Below are 17,365 nucleotides of genomic sequence, written 5' to 3' on the forward strand. Positions count from 1 at the left end.
CGTCAAACGGCGAGCGCTCCCATGGACAAACGGGTGACACCGCGAGCCACCTGTTCGCGCACAGCGGTGCGGGCCCACTGATCCACCCGCAGCACGTCGTCCAGCTGCGGTTGAGCCATCAGGTCGGGCTTGTGCCGCTCACAGGCGGCCTCGATCACTGCAGGGATATCGAGGAAGTGGATCCTCTCCTCAAGGAACTGCGCGACGGCCTCTTCGTTGGCGGCATTCATCACCGCGGGCATGGTGCCGCCGGCGCGTCCTGCGGCGTAGGCCAGTTCCATGCAGGGGTACTTGGCGGGATCGGGGCCTCGGAAGCTGAGCTGGCCCACTTCGGTGAGATCCAGGCGGCGCCATGGCGTTTCCAGCCGAGACGGCCAACTCAGGCAGTAAAGGATGGGCAGCTTCATGTCGGGCCAGCCCAGCTGGGCCAGAACGGACGAATCCGCCAGCTCGACCATCGAATGAATGATGCTCTGGGGATGGATCACGATCTCGATGTGGTCGTAATCCAGGCCGAAGAGATAGTGGGCTTCGATCACCTCCAGGCCCTTGTTCATCAGGGAGGCGGAATCCACGGTGATCTTGCGGCCCATGCTCCAGTTGGGATGACTGGTGGCATCGGCCACGGTGGCCTTTTCAAGGTCGGCGGCCATCCAGTCGCGGAAGGCGCCGCCGGAGGCCGTCAACTGAATCCGGCGCAGCCCAGGTGTGGGCACTCCAGTGGACAACCGTGCGTTTTCAGCCCAGGGGGTTCCCTGCAGGCACTGGAAAATGGCCGAATGTTCCGAATCAGCCGGCAGCAGTCGGCTGCCGCTCTTTTTCAGCTCCGGTAACACCACAGGGCCGGCGGCAATCAGTGTTTCCTTGTTGGCCAGGGCGAGGTCCTTGCCGGCCCGGATCGCTGCCAGGGTCGGCAACAGGCCGGCGCAGCCAACGATGCCCGTCACCACCAGGTCGGCGCTGTCCCAGGCGGCAGCGATATTGAGGCCGTCCGGTCCACCAACCAGCTGCGGTGCCTCGGGGGCTGCAAGGCCTGCCAGCTTCAAACGCTCCTGCAGTTCAGGAAGGAGATCGGCATCGGCCAGGGCCACCACGTCAGGGCGATGCCTCTGGATCTGTTCCACCAGCAGGTTCAGATTGCGGCCGGCCGTCAGCGCCACAACGCGGAACTGTTCCGGAAACTCCTCAGCGATCTGAAGGGTCTGGGTACCGATGGAGCCCGTGGATCCAAGCACGCTGATGGCTTTCATGCTGATCCTGCAGTTGCGACAAGTCTCCCACCAGGACCGTTAACCGCTGGCAAGCTGGCGGACAGCTTGTGGAGAGCGCATGGCGAAGGAACAGTGGCGATCGGGGCTGGGTTTTGTCTTGGCGTCTGCCGGCAGTGCCGTTGGACTGGGCAACCTCTGGGGCTTTGCTTACCGCGCCTCCCAAGGCGGTGGCGGCGCCTTTCTGCTGCTGTATGTGGTGGTCGTGCTGTTGGTCTGCCTGCCGGTGCTGGTGGCTGAAATGGTGTTGGGGCGCAGCACGGGGCAAAGTCCCCTTTTGGCGCCCGTGGCGGCAGCCGGTCGGCGCTGGCAGCCGATGGGCTGGCTGTTCGTGCTGGCGGCCAGTGGAATTCTGGCCTTCTACGCCGTGCTGATGGGCTGGACCGTGGCGACGCTGGTGCAGACGCTGACCCAGGGGCTTCCGGCGGATATCGCCTCAGCTGAAGCGTTTTTCGCCGGTCTCAGTGGCGGCCGATCTGCCTTGATCGGCCATTTGCTGAGTCTGGCGGCCACCGCTGTTGTGGTGGCCGCTGGCGTGCGCGGAGGAATCGAGCGGTTGTCCCGCTGGGGCCTGCCGCTGTTGTTTGTTCTGTTGATCGGCCTTGCGGTCTGGGCCGCAGGTCTTGACGGTGCCTCAGAGGGTTATCGCACGTTTTTGCTGCGCTGGGACACCAGCCAGTTGCATAACCCCACCACAATTCGCAATGCCTTCACCCAGGCCTTCTTCTCGATCGGCACGGGAATCGGTTGCATTTTGGCCTACGCGGCCTACCTGAGCCGGCGGGCCCATCTGCCGCGGGAAGCCGTGGCCGTGGTGGGCATGGACACCGCTGTTGGCTTGCTGGCCGGCATGGTCACGTTCCCCGTGGTGATGAGTTTTGGCCTCAAGGATGTGATCAGCAGTTCCACCCTGGGCACGATCTTCATTGCCCTGCCCACAGGCCTGGGGTCGCTTGGGTTCACCGGACAAGTGGTGGCTGTGCTCTTCTTTGCCCTAGCCCTGATTGCTGCGATCACTTCAGCGGTGTCGCTGCTGGAGGTGCCGGTGGCTTGCTTGATCGATCGTTTGGGGTGGAGCCGGTCGCGGGCCGTTTGGGTGGCCACGGCGTTGATCTTCGTGGCCGGACTGCCGGCCGCCACCTCCACGGAGGTTCTGGGCTGGATGGATTCCGTGTTCGGGGGCCTGTTGCTGATTCTGGGTGGGTTGCTTCTGGCCTTGCTGCTCGGTTGGGTGCTTCCTGATCGCTTTCAGGAGGAGCTCACCCGCTCCGGTAGTCCCGTTTGGCTAAGGCGCTTCCTGCTGGTGATGCTTCGTTGGATTTCGCCGCCTGTGGTTGCCGTCGGTTTGGTGATCAGCGTGGTCGATCTGCTTCCGAGCTGAATGATTCTTAGGGCCCAAAGCTGGCCTGCAACTGCTTGGAGGCAAGGATGATCTCCCGCAGAAAGCAGAGTGCTGCCCAGGTGAGCATCAGCATGGCGGCCACGAACAGCGTCGCCACAAGCATCGAGAGATTGATCTGCAGGACCACCGTGAGAAAGATCACGGCCACAACCATCGAAATCAAAAGGATGGACAGGGTGAGCAGCGCAATGGCGCGCACCACCAAACGGATGCGCTGACGAATCAACCTGAATTCAGTCGTCTCATCGTCGTCCAGATCCTCGCCGCGATGTTTCAGGTCTCTGGCGCGATCCACACTGCGGCTCAAACGGCCCGACAGCACGTTCATCATCGCCCCGATGCCAGCCAGAAGAAACACCGGCGACACCGAGAGCTGAATGGCTTTCAGCAGGGTCTCCGCTGGTGCAGCACTCATGGCTGACCAGGCGGATTCAGCATGGATTCCATCTTGCGGATCCGCAGCAGCATCTTGTTCCACACCTCAGCCTTCCAGGCTTGCTCCGCATCGCCGCTGGAGTCGGCCAACTGCCGCTGATGGGCGAGCTTGACGTCAAGGTCTTCGCCGGCATCAAGGGCTTTCATCAGCTCCATCTCCAGCTTGGCGGTTTCCATGAAATTCAGCTTCTTGAGCCAGAGCATGGGGAGGGAGCGAGGGCATTCGCCTGCAGTCTGCCGGGATCAGGCCCGGATCCACTCCGTCACCCCACCGGGTTTGTCGATCAGCTCCACCCCCTGGGCCGTGAGTTCATCCCGGATCCGGTCGGCCTCGGCGTAATTCTTCGCGGCTTTTGCGGCCTTGCGCGCCGTGATGGCTGCATCAATGGCGCCGTCGTCGAGGTTGGATGCTGCTTCGGCTTCCGCGCGCAGTCCCAGCACCGCCGCCAGGTGCCGCAGCAGCTGCCAGCGCCCCTCCAGACCGATCAACTCCGCCTCAGGCAGGGCAGCATCTTCCCCCCGTTCCAGCCGGTTGGCGAGGGCCCGGAGGGGCTTGGCCAGATCGAAGAGCACGGCCAGTCCGCCCGAGCTGTTGAGGTCATCGTCCATGGCGCTGATGAAGCGTTGCTCCAGCTCCACCAGAGCGGTGTCGGCTAAATCTCCATCCGCCGTCATGGCGCCCTCCGTGAGCGCTGCGGCTGTGCTCCAGTCCAGGCTGTCGCCATGGCGATCGCCAAGGCTCAGGGCTGCATTCAGACCCTTCCAGCCGGTGGCTGCGGCCTCAAGGGCCTCGGCGGTGAAATCAAGTGGTTTGCGGTAGTGCGCCTGCAGCACAAACAGGCGCAGGGTCATCGGCGAGATTCCACTGTCCAGCAAGGCGCGGATGGTGGTGAAGTTGCCGAGCGATTTGGACATCTTGGTGCCACCGACATTGACCATGCCGTTGTGCATCCACAGCTTCGCCAGGGTTGTGCCATTGGCGGTTTCCGACTGAGCGATCTCGTTCTCGTGGTGCGGGAACACCAGATCTCCGCCACCGAGGTGAATGTCGATGGTTTGCCCCAGTTCCTGGCGCACCATCGCTGAGCATTCGATGTGCCAGCCCGGGCGGCCTGGCCCCCAGGGGGAGTCCCAGCTGGGTTCTCCGGCTTTGGCCCCTTTCCAAAGCGCGAAATCAAAGGGATGACGCTTGCGGCTTTCCTCTCCATCGGCGGTTCGACCGCTGGCTCCCTGCTGCTGGTCGTTGGGGTCGCGGCCGCTGAGCTTGCCGTAATTCCTGGCCTTGGAAATGTCGAAGTAGACATCACCATCCGAGCTGTAGGCGGCTCCTTTGGTTTCCAGTTCGCTGATCAGTGTCTGGATGCCTTCGATGCAGCTTGTGGCCCTTGGCATTCGGTCGGCTGGGAGGATATTCAGGCGCCCCATGTCGATCTCGAACGCTTCGATGTTGCGTTCGCTCACCGCCTGCATCGTGATGCCCTCCTCATTGGCGCGATTGAGGATCTTGTCGTCGATGTCGGTGTAGTTCTGGACGTAGGTGACGTCGTACCCGCGCCAGATCAGATAACGACGCAGCACATCCCAGTTGATGTAGCTGCGGGCATGGCCTAGGTGGCAGAGGTCGTAGACCGTCACGCCGCAGCAATAGATGCTGGCTTTGCCCTCGGTGAGGGGCTCGAACGCTTCGGTGCGGCTGGTGAGGCTGTTGGTGAAGCGCAGGGACACAGCTGATCAGGAGCTCAGGATGAGGCTACGGCCTGTTCGGTTGCGTTTATTTCGCCTCCATCCAGTTCGCGCCCACGCCGGTCTCCACCACCAGGGGAACACTCAGCGCAACGGCCTGTTCCATGGTCTGCACCACCAGCTCTCGCGTGGCCTCCAGGGCATCCGGTGCCACCTCGAGCACCAGTTCGTCGTGCACCTGCAGCAGCAGCTGGGCCGCCAGCCCCTGACGCTGCAAAGCGTCTTGCAGCTGCACCATCGCCACTTTGATGATGTCGGCACTTGAGCCCTGAATCGGAGCGTTGGCGGCGGCCCGCAGTTGCTGCGCCTCCATGCCACCGCGGCGGGCCACATCCAGGTCGATCTCCAGGGGGTCCTTGCCCAGCAGCCGCCCCAGGCCGTTGCGATCGAAGTGGAACGGCCGCCGGCGGCCGAGGATCGTTTCCACGTAGCCGCGGCTGAGGGCGAGCCGCTCCTGCAGCTCGAGGAAGGCGAACACCTTTGGGTAGCGCTGCTTGTACTTGGCCAGGAACTCCTTGGCTTCGCTCTGGCTCACGCCGGTTTCCCGGGCGAAGCGCTGGGCTCCCATGCCATAGATCACTCCGAAGTTGATGGTTTTGCCGAGCCGGCGTTCGTCCGAACTGACCTCGTCCTTGTCCAGCAGCAGCCTGGCGGTCAGCGCGTGCACGTCATCGCCGCTGCGGTAGGCCTCTTGCAGCACCTCTTCTCCCGAGAGGTGGGTGAGGATGCGCAGCTCGATCTGGGAGTAGTCGGCGCTGAGCAGGGTCCAGCCCTCCTGCGGCAGGAAGGCCTTGCGGATGCGCCGGCTGTACTCGGTGCGCACCGGAATGTTCTGCAGGTTGGGGTTGCTGCTGCTCAGCCGTCCCGTTGCCGTCACCGCCTGGTTGAAATCGGTGTGCACCCGCCCGGTTTCCGTCTCCACCAGCTGCGGCAAGGCGTCGATGTAGGTGCTCTTGAGCTTGCTGAGCACCCGGTGCTCCAGCACCAGGGGCACCACCGGGTGGTCGTTGCCGAGTTTCTCCAGCACGGTGGCATCAGTGCTGAAGCCGGTTTTGGTGCGCCGGGATTTCTTGCGATCCAGCCCAAGGGTGTCGAACAGAAGTTCTCCCAACTGTTTGGGTGAGGCCAGGTTGAACTCCACCCCGGCGGCTTTCTGGGCGTCGGCTTCCAGCCGCTGCAGGGTGGTGCCCATCTCCTCGGAAAGGCCCTGGAGATAGGGCACATCAATGCGGATTCCGGTGGATTCCATGAGGGCCAGCACCGGTTCCAGCGGTTGCTCCACCTGGTTCAGCAGCGGCAGCAGCCGTGGACCCATGGCCTCCAGCTGATGGCGCAGCAGCAGGGCGAGGCGGCGGGTGACGTGCACGTCCATGCCGCAGTAGAGGCTGGCGGGCTCCAGCGGCACATCGGCGAAGGTTTGCTTCTTGCCCACCAGATCAGTGAAGGCGGTGGGCTGGAAGCCGAATTCCCGTTCGGCCATCAGCTCCAGGCCGTGTTTCGCTGCGGCATCCCGCAGGTAATCGGCCAGCAATGTGTCGATCACGACGCCCTCCAGGGCAACGCCGTGACGCAGCAGGATCAAGCGGTCGTACTTGGCGTTCTGCAGGGTCTTGGGGTGGTTGCTGCTGGCCAGCCAGGGGGCGAGGGCGGTGAGCACGGTTTCCAACGGCAGCTGCTCCGGGCTGCTGTCGTCGCTGCCTTTGTGGCCCAGGGGGATGTAAGCGAGCGCGTTCAGGTCCTCTCCCCAGCAGATGCCGATGCCCACAAGTTCGGCACGGAACGGGTTGAGGTCGGTGGTCTCGGTGTCGAAGGCGACAGGAAGGCTGCTGTCGGTGCAGGCCATCAGCCTCTGCACCAGGGCGTCCAGGGCTGTTTCGGTCTGGATCAGCTGCGGTTTCAGGGCCGGCAGCCCCACGTCGTCGTTGGTTGCCGGTGCGGTTGCGGCCTCTGCAGCTGCGGGCTCTGTGCTGGCTGAGCGGCGAGAGGTCTTGGCTTCAGCGGCCTCCGCATTGGCCCCATAGCCCCCTTGGGAAAAGGCCGCCACGAAGCCCTTCACCTGGCGCAGCAGGCTGTTGAGCTCGAGGTCCTCCAGGCAGCGGCTCAGGCCATCGGCATCCACCGACGACAGCGGCAGGCTGGGTTCCTTGGGCAGGGGAACATCCACAAGAATCTCGGCCAGCTTGCGCGAGAGGTAGGCGTTGTCGCGGTCGGCGCGCAACTTCCCTTTCAGTGCACCTTTGATGGCGCCCCGACTGGCTTTCGGCCCTTCGGCCTCCACCTGCTCGAGGGTGGTGTACACCGCGTCGAGGTCGCTGTTGTCTTTCAGCAGGTTGATGGCTGTTTTGGGGCCAACACCACGCACGCCGGGGATGTTGTCGGAGCTGTCACCGGTGAGGGCCTTGAGGTCCACCACCTTGTCGGGCATCACGCCGAGCTTTCCGAGCACCCCCTCTTCGCGGATCAGCGTTGGGCCACTGTTTTTGGCATAGGGCCCGCCACCCATGTAAAGCACTGCAATGTCGCGGCTGTCATCCACCAGCTGGAACAGGTCGCGGTCTCCCGAGAGGATCCGAACGCCCCACCCCGAGTCGGCCGCTCGGTTCGCCAGGGTTCCCAGCACATCGTCGGCTTCGAAGCCTGGGGCCATGCAGAGGGGGAGCTGCAGGTGCGTCTCGAGGATCTGCTGCAGCTGCTCAAGGTCCTGGAAGAACACCTCAGGGGCCACATCCCGGTGGGCCTTGTAATTGGCGTCAGCCTTGTGGCGAAAGGTGGGCTCGGCCGTGTCGAAGGCGATGGCGACCCCTTCGGGCTTCAGAGATTTGCTGTTGTCCAGCAGGGCTTTGAGGAAGCCATAGGTCACGCTTGTCGGCCTGCCGTCTCTGGTGGCAAGGCCACCCTCACCTCCTTTGCTGAAGGCGTAGAAGCTGCGGAATGCCAGGGAATGGCCATCAACAAGCAGCAGGAGGGGCTTGGTGGTGGCCTCGGGCATGACGGTGATGAAAATGTGGGGGGATCAATCGCGGCGATCAGCCCAGGGAGGCAGATCGATGAACACGCGGGTTCCCGTTTCGAGACCGTCCAGGATTGCAGTCTGGTCGCCGCTGCTGTTGCCCAGTTCCACCGGCTGGAAACGTGGTTCCTGGTCCTGACCCACCAGCAATACGCCCGGTTTGCCGTCTTCCATGGTGATCGCCACGGTGGGCACCAGGACTTTCGGTGCACTGCGTCCAGTTTGGAAATTGATGTCGGCGGTCATGCCGATCATCAGACGGTCCGGGTTGACGAGGTTCAGCCGCACTTCGAAGGAGGTGACGTTGTTCTCTTTCACCGCGCGGGGGGCAATTTCACTCACCATTGCCTGGAAGCGTTCATCGGGGTAAGCATCCACCCGGATCTCGGCGTTCTGGCCGGTCTTGATGCGTCCGATGTCGCTTTCCGGAACGAGGGCCCTGACCTCAAGGCCCTGCGACAGTTCGACGATCGATGCGCTGGTGGCACCGGCTGTTGCTGAGGCGGCGGTGGTTGGGGTGACAAACGACCCCGGTTCGGCGTAACGCGCCGTGATCGTTCCGGCGAAGGGCGCGCGGATGGTCTGCTCACGTCTTTCCTGTTCCAGTTGCTCCAGCCGTTCTCGGGCTGCCACCAGGCCCGCCTGCCGGGCCAGCATCTCGAAGCGCGCCTCACTGAAATCGTCAGCGCTGATCACGCCGCTGACATACAGCTGGTTTTGACGCTCGAAGTCCTCCTGTTTGCTCTTGAAATTGGCTTCGGCCTGGCGCACAAGTGCCCGGCGTTCCTGCAACCGATCATCGAGATCGCCGCGATCCATCACCGCCAGCACCTGGTCTTCCTTCACCACATCCCCTTCATCCACCAGCAGCTCATCGAGCAGGCCCTGCTTGCGCGGACTCACATTCACCTTTTGCAGGGCCTGCAGTTCCCCACTGGCGGTAATCACCCCGGAAAGTACACCGCGTTCAGCGGTGGTGGTGAAGGGCGTCAGATCCCGTTGACGGTTGCTCCAGGGGCCGAAGCGCAGCAGCAAGGCGCCAGCGCCGGCAAGGGCCAGCACCATCAGCCCAACGGTCGCGGGTTTGGGCCGCCTGGATCGCGCTCTCGCCACAGTTGCAAGTTCTGCTTCAGGTGATCGGGGCGCGGGGGAGCGCAAGGACTGCAGCATGGGCCCACAAAACTTCATAACAGTCTCGCCGTTGGCCGGTAGATTCCGCCGATGCTTAAAGCCGGAATTGTCGGCTTGCCCAATGTCGGCAAGTCCACCTTGTTCAACGCGTTGGTGGCCAACGCCCAGGCTCAGGCTGCCAATTTCCCGTTCTGCACGATTGAGCCCAACGTCGGCACCGTGGCGGTGCCCGATGAACGACTGGATCGGCTAACCGAACTCAGCAAGAGTCAGGAGACCATCCCGACCCGGATGGAGTTCGTCGATATCGCTGGATTGGTGAAAGGGGCCAGCCAGGGCGAAGGTCTGGGTAACAAGTTCCTGGCCAATATCCGCGAGGTGGACGCGATCGTTCACGTGATCCGTTGTTTCGAGGACGACGACGTCATCCACGTCTCAGGATCCGTGGGGCCGTCCAGGGATGCGGAGGTGATCAATCTGGAGCTGGGTCTGGCGGATCTGGCTCAGATTGAGAAGCGCCGGGAGCGTCTAAAGAAGCAGATGCGCACCAGCAAGGAGGCGCAGGTCGAAGACGCGGCGCTTGAGCGGATTCAGGCCGTGCTCGAGAACGGCGGCGCCGCTCGACGTGTCGAGTTGAGCGATGAGGAAGCGGCGATGATCAAGCCCTTGGGGCTGTTGACGGCCAAGCCGATCATCTACGCCACCAATGTGAGTGAGGATGATCTGGCGGAGGGCAACGGCTTCTGCAAGGAGGTGATTGAACTGGCCGCTGGAGAAGGCGCCGAAACGGTGCGGATCTCTGCCCAGGTGGAAGCGGAGCTGGTGGACCTGGGTGATGAGGAAACCGCGGATTATTTGGAGGGTCTCGGTGTAACAGAAGGAGGTCTGCAAAGCCTGATTCGGGCCACCTACCGGCTGCTGGGGCTGCGCACTTATTTCACCACCGGTGAAAAAGAAACAAGGGCCTGGACGTTCAAGGCTGGGATGACCGCTCCGCAGGCCGCTGGGGTGATCCACACCGATTTCGAACGAGGCTTCATCCGCGCTCAGACCATCGGTTGGGAGAAGCTGCTGGAAGCCGGATCACTGTCGGAGGCCCGCAACAAAGGTTGGCTCCGTAGTGAAGGGAAGGAGTATGTGGTGGATGAAGGCGATGTGATGGAGTTTCTGTTCAACGTCTGATCACGACTCCAGCCACATCTGGTGTGTTCGTGGTGTTGTTGTCCTGAATCTGCCGTCATCTTCCTTGTGAGATTAGCTCAATTAATCGTCTCAGCGGTGGGGCTGGTACCAACGATTGTTGTCGCTTGATGCGACTCAACAAACGATGTGCAATAGCATGCATGCGAATTTCGTTTTCGATGCTTCCTGGGGCGTAAACAGACCGCCTGCGATGGTGAGCTTTGTTTGTAATAGAGAAAGCTTCATCCCAGCTGCAGTTCCAAGCTGCTTCAGCAAATTTGGCGTTGTTGGCCTTGAAGTGTCGCGTCACTTTTTTGGTGAGTTTGCGTGAATATCCCCAGAAAGATGGATCACGCCAAAGCTGTCTTCGCTCTTCGTTTAAGATGATTCGAGATGAATTCTCAATTGTTTTAGGGGAAATGCGATTTTCCCTGAGAAGTTGGCTGAGCACCCGCGCCAGCCAGACCCCTCGCGTTCCAGGACTGCGGTTGTAATGCTTCTTGGGGCAGGGTTTCCAAGGGAGTTCAGGTGAGAGATTGATGGTGAGCATGAACTGCTCAAAGGGATCGCGGCCACCTTGGCGGAACGGGAGGAAACTCACCTTCAAGCCCTTGTCTTTTGCATTGAGTAAAGGTTGGAAATAGTTCCAGAAATCAAATACGTCTTGGCGCCGTTTGATTTTGCCTCGCTTGGATTTCTCGTTTTGAAGTTGTCCCTTCAGAGCGTCTTCAACAAACTGCTCAAAAGTTTGGTGGTGATAAAAACGTCTCAGCGAATAGATGTAGCGAGAATTGATGTAATCGAGCTGGCTGCGGATGAAAATCACGATGTGCAGCTCATAGCCTGCTTCATCTGCCATCGCCTCCAGTTGCCGGATGCAGTCGGGGTCGGTGAGCGGTACGGCGAATTGCTCGGCGCTGAGCAGGCGATGGGGGCCGTTCGGTTGTTGCTTGAAGAACGACGTCCAGCGTTTGCACCTCCGTTTGCACAGTTCGGCGGCGAGTTTCTTCGGTTTGGGTCTGTCGACCAGTGGGTCCTGCAGGCTCACCCCTTGGCTGCTCAGCAGGTCACGATTGCGATGGAGCCGTTCCTGGATGTAAGTGGAGGCCGTTTTGTGCGTGCCGGCGTGCACGATCAGCTGAGGGCGTTGGCTGTGCAGGGTCTGTCGCTCCCGGCCTGATCTGCTTTCCGTCATTGGTTGGTCTCATCCTTAGGATGCTCGCGGGCAGGCTTTCGACCTTGATTGCAGGGTCATTCTCCCTCGTCCGGCTGCAAAAAAGAGCCGTCAGGCCTCATCACCGCAGCTGGCGTGAGCGGCCTGCCAGAACATCCCGATGTTGTTGCTGTTGTTCCGGAAGGACTCCAGTGGCATCGGGTCCGCTCGTGCGGTAGCGCGGTTTGAGGGTGCGCAGGGTGGGGGTCACAATCAAACAGGCCCCGCCCATCACCAGCCAGAGCAGGAGTCCGTTGTTCCGTAGGTCCAACAAGGCTCCTCCGGCGAGGGGGGCCACGATGGCGCTGACGGCGAAACACTGCGAAAACAGCGCCATCGCCAGACCCCTGTGTTCCGGTGGTGTCTCCTCAATCACGGCTTCGGTGGCCGTGGGCAGGAACGCGGCCTGGGCAAAGGCCAACGGCAGCAGCCCTGCCAGCACGAGTGCTGTTCCGCTTTCGAACAACGAGGAAAGGGCGATCAAAACGCAGCCAGCACTGAACCCCGCCAGGCTCAGGCCGAGGCCGAAGGCAACGCTGCGTTCTGAAAGCCAACGGCCAACTGGCCACTGAAGGCTCACCAGTAGGGTCAGCTGCAGGGCGATCAGGGCACTGCTGTGGCTTTCGCTTAAAGCCGGTCGCAGCACTCCGCCCCGCACCAGGTCGAGGGGAAGTGCACTCTGTTGAAGGGCCAGGATTCCTGTGGCCACCACACTGATCAACAGAACCGGCAGCAGGGGCAGCAACCACGGCAGCCGGGGTGTTGGCCGTGGCCGTTGACCAACCGACTCTGGGCTGTTGCTGCTGAGGCTGCGATAAGGCGGACCATCCTGGAGGGGATGAAGGCTGATCAGCACCAGAACAGTGGCCATGCACACCGCCTCAACGCTGTACACGGTTCGCAGAACGCCCAAGGCCGCAGCAGCGGTCCCGATCAGGGTTCCAATGCCGATGCCGAGGGCATCGGCACTGCGTACCAAGGCGTAGCCACGGCTGGAGGGGAGTTGGCCGCAACTCAAAGGAACGGCCAATTCGATGGCAGGCCAGTAGAGACCAGCTGCACAGCCAAGTAGCAGTTGTCCGACCAGATAGCTGTTGTAGTTGTCGGCCTGAAGAAGGATCAGATCGGCCGCGATGGCCAGCAGCGTTGTGCCCCGGATGGGCCAGGAGCAACGGATGCCTCGATCCAGCAGTGCACCGCTCAACAGGCGCACCACCGTGCCGATCAGGGCTGAGACGGCCAGGCCACTGCCTACTTCACGCGCCGAAAAGTCGATCGCATGAAAGATGAGCGGCGTCATGAACATGACTCCTCCAGCGCCGATGGAGGCGAGAAACCTCAGTCGGGTGACATTTCTCAGGGGTGATGGAAACTGGTTCCACCACCGCAGAGGGTCAGGCGTTGCTGCGCGGACGCTTAACAGGACGATGCATCGCGATGGGCTTGATGGGCAGTCTGCTGCTCAGCACGGGCGGATCGTGGCCTGTTCGCTCCGCAGAGCGTGTGGAGGTCAAGATCGACGGCGTGGTTCTCCCGGTTTCGGTGAATGAACTCGGCTCTTTCGTCCGCTCGCCGACGGGCGATCCATCTCAGCTCTCGCGATCGGAGCTGTCCACCTGGATGCGGCTTCTTGCTCCCGCAAGCAAAGAGGGGCTGATCCGTCTGCTGCAGGCTCCGGTACTCACCCGGCGCAGCCTCGGGCGTCAGCTGCTGAGCAGCTGGGGGGCCGGTCCACTCCTGGATGCGCTGGGGGAATTGATTCGCGTGGAAGACGGAGAACGCATCAATCGTTCGCTGGTTCTCTCCACGCTGGAGCAGCTGCTTGAACGGCAGGAGACCGTTTCGACACTCGATCTGCTGGAGGCGTTGCCGACTCAGAACCTCCGTCTTGACCTGGATGCACTGGTGGGTTCTGCCAACCGCTGGCGGCTGGAATTGCAGCGGCACCAGACCTTGATGAGGGCTTTGGCTCAGGAAGAGGTCCGCCTGCAGCCCCTCAACCGGAGTGAGCCTTCTGCCTTCTCAGATGTCCCCCGGTTGTCGACACTGGTGGTGGACCATCGTTCGCGTCCATTACGGGTGGAACGCTGGATTCCCCAGTCGCCCCGTGAGGATCGGACCTGGATCTTGATGATGCCAGGGCTTGGCGGCGATCCCAATCACTTTCATTGGCTTGCGCGCTCGCTCATGCAGGCGGGGTGGCCCGTGGCGCTGCTCGAGCATCCCGGCAGCGATGCCGCTGCTGTTCAGGCGTTGCTCGAGGGGCGTCAGTCCTTTGATGGCGCGGCGGCCCTTCGTCAGCGGACGGCTGATCTTGCGGCGCTCTTGGACGCCCAACGGCGGGGTGACTTGAACATCCCTGGGGACGAGGTCGTTCTGATGGGGCACTCCCTGGGAGCACTGACAGCGTTATTGGCCACTGGGGCGGAAGTGGTTCCAGGGATCGATCAGCGCTGTGAGAGCGCCTTGGCTGGCTTGCCCCTCACCAACCTCTCGGAATTGCTCCAGTGCGAACTGGCCGCAGGGCGTGTGCTCGAGGGCCATGCCATGCGTCCCCTACCTCGGGCGGTGGTGGGGTTCAACAGCTTTGGCGGTTTGATCTGGCCGCACCGTTCGAGCCCGGCGTTGTTGCCTCCCTTGCTTCTGGTGGGTGGAACGCTCGATCTGATCACCCCTCCCCTGGACGAGCAGGTGGCTCTCTTGGCTGGATTGGCACGGCATCCCGCCAGCCGGGTGGTGGTGGTTGAGGGAGCCAGCCACTTTTCGCCGATTCGAGTGGATGGCCAGGAATCGGCCTCGCAGGGGGACGATCTCTTCCGGCTTGGCGAGGAGCTGGTGGGCGTCAATCCCCTCAGCGTCCAAAGGGTGATCAGCCATGAAGTCATCCGCTTCCTCGATTCCATCAGCACCGAGACACCCCGCCAAGACGCCGTTCACCTCATGGATCCCAGCTCAACGACGCGGTGGCATCGCTTGGGCCGCCGCAGGGCCCTGCAGCTCCTGGATCAGTAGCGCACCCGCGGATCGAGGGCGGCTACCAAAAGGTCCACGGCAACACTCACGAGCACCACCAAAGCAGCGATCACAACAACGATCCCTTGAACAACGGGGTAGTCCCTTTGATTGATGGCTTCCTGCAGGCGCAGGGCAATGCCTGGCCAGGAAAAGGTCACTTCAATCAAAAGAGCCCCACCGATCAAGGAGGCCACGGTGATGCCGGCGATGGTGAGTACCGGCAGCAAGGCATTGGGGAGGCCGTGGCGCAGGATCACCTGACGCTCATTCAGGCCGCGGCTCCGCGCCGCCTCCACGTAGTCGCCGCGCAGGCTGCGTCTCAGATTCAGGCGCAAAGCGGTCGTGAAGGTCCCGCTGAGCAGCAATGCCAGGGTTCCTGCGGGAAGGATCAAGTGTCGAATGGTGCCCTGGAAGGCGGCCCAGTTGTTTTGAAGTGCACTGTCCAGCAGGAAAAATCCACTTCCCTCGGGGGGCAGGAGGCTGGGGGGAAATCGTCCACCCACGGGCAGCCAGCCCAGGCTGACGGCGAACACCAACTGCACCAGCATGGCGACCCAGAAGGGCGGCAGGGCATAGGTGCCCAATCCGTAGAGGCGACCGCTGAGATCAACCGTCCCCTCGGGCCGGGCGATGCCGCTGAAGCCAATGCTCAGCCCGATCACTGCGGCCACCAGCAGGGCGATGACACTCAGTTCCAGACTGGCGGGCAGGGTTTTCCCGATGATGGTCCGAACCGGCTCCTGATTGATCAGGGCTTGCCCCAGATCACCATGGATCAAACCCTTGAGGTAACTGAGGTACTGATCCAGCAATGATTGATCCAGGCCCAGCCGTGCGCGCATGGCGGCTTTGGCCGCAGCCGGTGCCCGGCTGCCAAGAACCGCATCCACGGGATCTCCAGGGGCCACGCGCAGCAACAGGAACACCAGGCTGGCGATCAACCACAACATCAGCGGCGCCAGGGCGAGGCGGGTGGCGCTGTAGCGGGCAAGGTCTCGAGCGCGTCCCATCAGTTGGTCGTCCTCGTCTTGAAGCGGCGCTCCAGGTCAGCGAGCATCAACTGACCACTGCCGTCAAATTTTGGAGGCCTGAGGTTCAGTTGGGCCCAGGCCCGGGGGGAATCGAGCCAGATGGGGATGTAGGCCGCACCGTCGGCGGAGAGCTGTTCGACGCGATCCAGGGCCTTTAGCCGTGCGCCTCCCATCAAGGTGTCTGATTCCAAGAGGGCGTTCTGCAATCCGGGGGCGCTCCAGAAGCTGCCACTGATCGCAGCTTCTCCCTCAACACAGGTGTCGCCTGTCTCCGTTGTGCAACTCAACAGCGGCGTCAGATAGGCCTCGGGATCGGGGTAACTGCCGCGCCAATCCAGCATCACGGCCTTGAAGGCACCCTCCCCCAGCTGGCGGTAGATGGTCGTGGACTCAACGCCATCGAGATCCAACACCAGGCAGTCGTGGAGGTCTTGTTGCACCTGGGCCTGCCAGGTGAGGGCCAGCAGTTTGTCAGCGGGCACATTGGAGCGGAAGGTGAGGGGAAAGCGCAGTGGGCTGCCGTTGCAATAGCCAGCCGCCTTGAGCAGCTCGCGGGCCTGCCCGGTGTTGTGTTGCGGCCATGAGGCCAGGGCTCCGCCGGGAAGGCTGGGGGGCACCAGGGCCCGCAGCGGACGGCGCAGCCCGTAGCTCACCCGTTCGCTGATCTGCTTGCGGTTGAGACTGACGGCCAGGGCCTGTCTCAAACGTTGATCCTGGAATGGCTTCTGGTTGCTCAGCAGGGTGATGTAGCCGATCTCCATCGCTGGACCCACGGACTCGTGCAGGTCTCCGGCGATGGCCCGTTCATGCAGGGCGTAGCGCTGGTCTTCGTCGATGGAAGCGGAGAGCAGCAGATCCACTTCGCCACTGAGCAACGCCCCGTACAGCGCCGTGGAGTTGCTCAGCGTGATCAGATCCAGGCCGTTGTTCCGAGGTGCTTCACCCCAGTACTGCGGAAAGGGTTTTAGCCGCTGCTGATGTTCGCTGAAGTCGGTCAGCTTGTAAGGCCCTGTTCCGACAAAGCGGTCGTGCAGAAAACGGTCCTCGTAGCTGCTGTAGGCCGTCGGTGAGATGGGGGTGAGGTTGATCGACGTCAGCAGGCCCTGCAGGGATGTGGATGGTCGATTCAGGCGCAGGCGCAGGGTGTACGTATCGGCCTCTTCCACCGAGGCGATGCGGTCGCCCACCACGTAGCTCAGGGTTCCGATGTTGAGAAAGCGCCGCAGGCTGAAGGCCATGGCCGCGGCGTTAAAGGGCGTTCCATCGTGAAACAGAACATCGGTGCGCAGCGGAATCGTGACGATCCGACCGTCGTCACTCAGAACCGGAGCCGCTGCCGCCAGACGGGGTTCCAGCGATCCATCACGCTTGAGGCGATAGAGCGGATCGCCCAGGGCGCTGATCAGCTGCATGGCGCTGAGGGTGCTGGCCTGGGCTGGATCCAGGGAGCTGATTCTCCCCGCTGAAGCCACCGTGATGCGGCTTGTGGGTGGCGGTGCCTGACAGCCCATCTGGACGAAGGCCAGGACAAGGGCCACGAGAACGCCACCGAACGTCCATCGTGTGGGGCGATCGATGTGATTCAACGGGCCTTTGTCGACAACAGGTCGGCCCATTCAACAGCGAGTCACCCGACCTGGCGAATCCTCTCCAAAGAGATTTCGAACACAGGCGACCCCTCGTTGCTTTGCAGAGGCCAGCGGCGGACCCAGCAACGGTCGTGGTCGCCATCCACGCCGATCACTTGATAAGTGTCGTCATCACTGTCGAGGTTGACGCAGTCCCCTTGGTGGACAGACATCAGGTTGAGTCCCTCCTGCAGAGAGCAGCCTTGACCCGGACTCGGGTGCATGAGGTTCTGCATGAACCGTTTTGGGCACAGAACTGAGAATTCAGACCTGTGCCGTGAAAGTTCTTGACACTCTGACGCACGCC

General features: G+C 62.2%; 15 protein-coding genes. 4 read left to right on the forward strand and 11 right to left on the reverse strand.

Features of this window, described 5'->3' with window-relative positions:
• Positions 1-2: 2 nt before the first annotated feature.
• The gene (locus tag KR52_RS06085) at positions 3-1,250 is read right to left on the reverse strand and encodes a 1-deoxy-D-xylulose-5-phosphate reductoisomerase (protein ID WP_038553722.1); all 1,248 of its coding nucleotides are present in this window, start codon (positions 1,248-1,250) and stop codon (positions 3-5) included.
• Between the two features lie 79 nt (positions 1,251-1,329).
• Between KR52_RS06085 and KR52_RS06090 the strand changes: the two genes are divergently transcribed.
• Positions 1,330-2,649, forward strand: coding sequence for a sodium-dependent transporter (locus KR52_RS06090; protein ID WP_038553725.1), 1,320 nt, complete (start codon positions 1,330-1,332; stop codon positions 2,647-2,649).
• Positions 2,650-2,656: 7 nt separating this feature from the next.
• Here KR52_RS06090 and KR52_RS06095 read toward each other — a convergent pair whose 3' ends face one another.
• The 5 genes from KR52_RS06095 to KR52_RS06115 are packed head-to-tail and all read right to left on the reverse strand — an operon-like array spanning position 2,657 to position 9,028.
• Entirely contained in the window at positions 2,657-3,085 is a 429-nt protein-coding gene (locus tag KR52_RS06095) for a DUF2721 domain-containing protein (RefSeq protein WP_038553728.1), read from the reverse strand.
• The gene (locus tag KR52_RS06100; RefSeq protein ID WP_038553730.1) at positions 3,082-3,309 is read right to left on the reverse strand and encodes a hypothetical protein; all 228 of its coding nucleotides are present in this window, start codon (positions 3,307-3,309) and stop codon (positions 3,082-3,084) included. Before KR52_RS06100 ends, KR52_RS06095 begins: the two co-directional genes overlap by 4 nt.
• 39 nt (positions 3,310-3,348) lie before the next feature.
• Positions 3,349-4,830, reverse strand: coding sequence for a cysteine--tRNA ligase (gene cysS / locus KR52_RS06105; protein WP_038553731.1), 1,482 nt, complete (start codon positions 4,828-4,830; stop codon positions 3,349-3,351).
• Positions 4,831-4,876: 46 nt separating this feature from the next.
• On the reverse strand, positions 4,877-7,837 hold the full coding sequence (polA, locus tag KR52_RS06110) for a DNA polymerase I (protein WP_038553733.1): 2,961 nt from the start codon (positions 7,835-7,837) through the stop codon (positions 4,877-4,879).
• Positions 7,838-7,861: 24 nt separating this feature from the next.
• Positions 7,862-9,028 carry an efflux RND transporter periplasmic adaptor subunit gene (locus tag KR52_RS06115; protein WP_038553734.1) on the reverse strand — a complete coding sequence of 389 codons (1,167 nt, stop codon included), beginning with the start codon at positions 9,026-9,028 and terminating at the stop codon, positions 7,862-7,864.
• A gap of 51 nt (positions 9,029-9,079) precedes the next feature.
• Here KR52_RS06115 and ychF point away from each other — a divergent pair, with 51 nt between their 5' ends.
• Entirely contained in the window at positions 9,080-10,171 is a 1,092-nt protein-coding gene (ychF, locus tag KR52_RS06120) for a redox-regulated ATPase YchF (RefSeq protein ID WP_038553736.1), read from the forward strand.
• A 55-nt stretch (positions 10,172-10,226) separates the two neighbouring features.
• On the opposite strand, the gene KR52_RS06125 is transcribed toward ychF, so the two are convergent.
• Positions 10,227-11,219, reverse strand: a complete 993-nt coding sequence (locus tag KR52_RS06125) for a hypothetical protein (RefSeq protein WP_156957618.1) — start codon at positions 11,217-11,219, stop codon at positions 10,227-10,229.
• Between the two features lie 3 nt (positions 11,220-11,222).
• On the opposite strand from KR52_RS06125, the gene KR52_RS15235 reads away from it, so the two are divergent.
• Positions 11,223-11,351 (forward strand): hypothetical protein, encoded by a 129-nt coding sequence (locus tag KR52_RS15235; RefSeq protein WP_256382198.1) that lies wholly within the window; start codon positions 11,223-11,225, stop codon positions 11,349-11,351.
• A gap of 115 nt (positions 11,352-11,466) precedes the next feature.
• On the opposite strand, the gene KR52_RS06130 is transcribed toward KR52_RS15235, so the two are convergent.
• Entirely contained in the window at positions 11,467-12,684 is a 1,218-nt protein-coding gene (locus tag KR52_RS06130) for an MFS transporter (protein WP_051834403.1), read from the reverse strand.
• A gap of 65 nt (positions 12,685-12,749) precedes the next feature.
• Here KR52_RS06130 and KR52_RS06135 point away from each other — a divergent pair, with 65 nt between their 5' ends.
• Positions 12,750-14,396: an alpha/beta hydrolase gene (locus KR52_RS06135; RefSeq protein ID WP_253912462.1), complete on the forward strand. Its 1,647-nt coding sequence runs from the start codon at positions 12,750-12,752 to the stop codon at positions 14,394-14,396.
• Here KR52_RS06135 and KR52_RS06140 read toward each other — a convergent pair.
• The 3 genes from KR52_RS06140 to KR52_RS06150 all read right to left on the reverse strand — a co-directional run bounded on the left by KR52_RS06140 (position 14,390) and on the right by KR52_RS06150 (position 17,231).
• A complete protein-coding gene (locus KR52_RS06140; protein ID WP_038553738.1) occupies positions 14,390-15,409 on the reverse strand; it encodes an ABC transporter permease in 1,020 nt (339 codons plus the stop codon). The two genes, KR52_RS06135 and KR52_RS06140, sit on opposite strands and share 7 nt — an antisense overlap.
• Positions 15,409-16,941 (reverse strand): ABC transporter substrate-binding protein, encoded by a 1,533-nt coding sequence (locus KR52_RS06145; protein WP_253912473.1) that lies wholly within the window; start codon positions 16,939-16,941, stop codon positions 15,409-15,411. The genes KR52_RS06140 and KR52_RS06145 overlap by 1 nt, the downstream gene beginning before the upstream one ends.
• Before the next feature lie 116 nt (positions 16,942-17,057).
• The gene (locus KR52_RS06150; RefSeq protein WP_370624134.1) at positions 17,058-17,231 is read right to left on the reverse strand and encodes a hypothetical protein; all 174 of its coding nucleotides are present in this window, start codon (positions 17,229-17,231) and stop codon (positions 17,058-17,060) included.
• Between the last annotated feature and the right edge of the window lie 134 nt (positions 17,232-17,365).

The sequence above is a fragment of the Synechococcus sp. KORDI-52 genome (genome assembly GCF_000737595.1).
GTDB lineage: Bacteria > Cyanobacteriota > Cyanobacteriia > PCC-6307 > Cyanobiaceae > Parasynechococcus.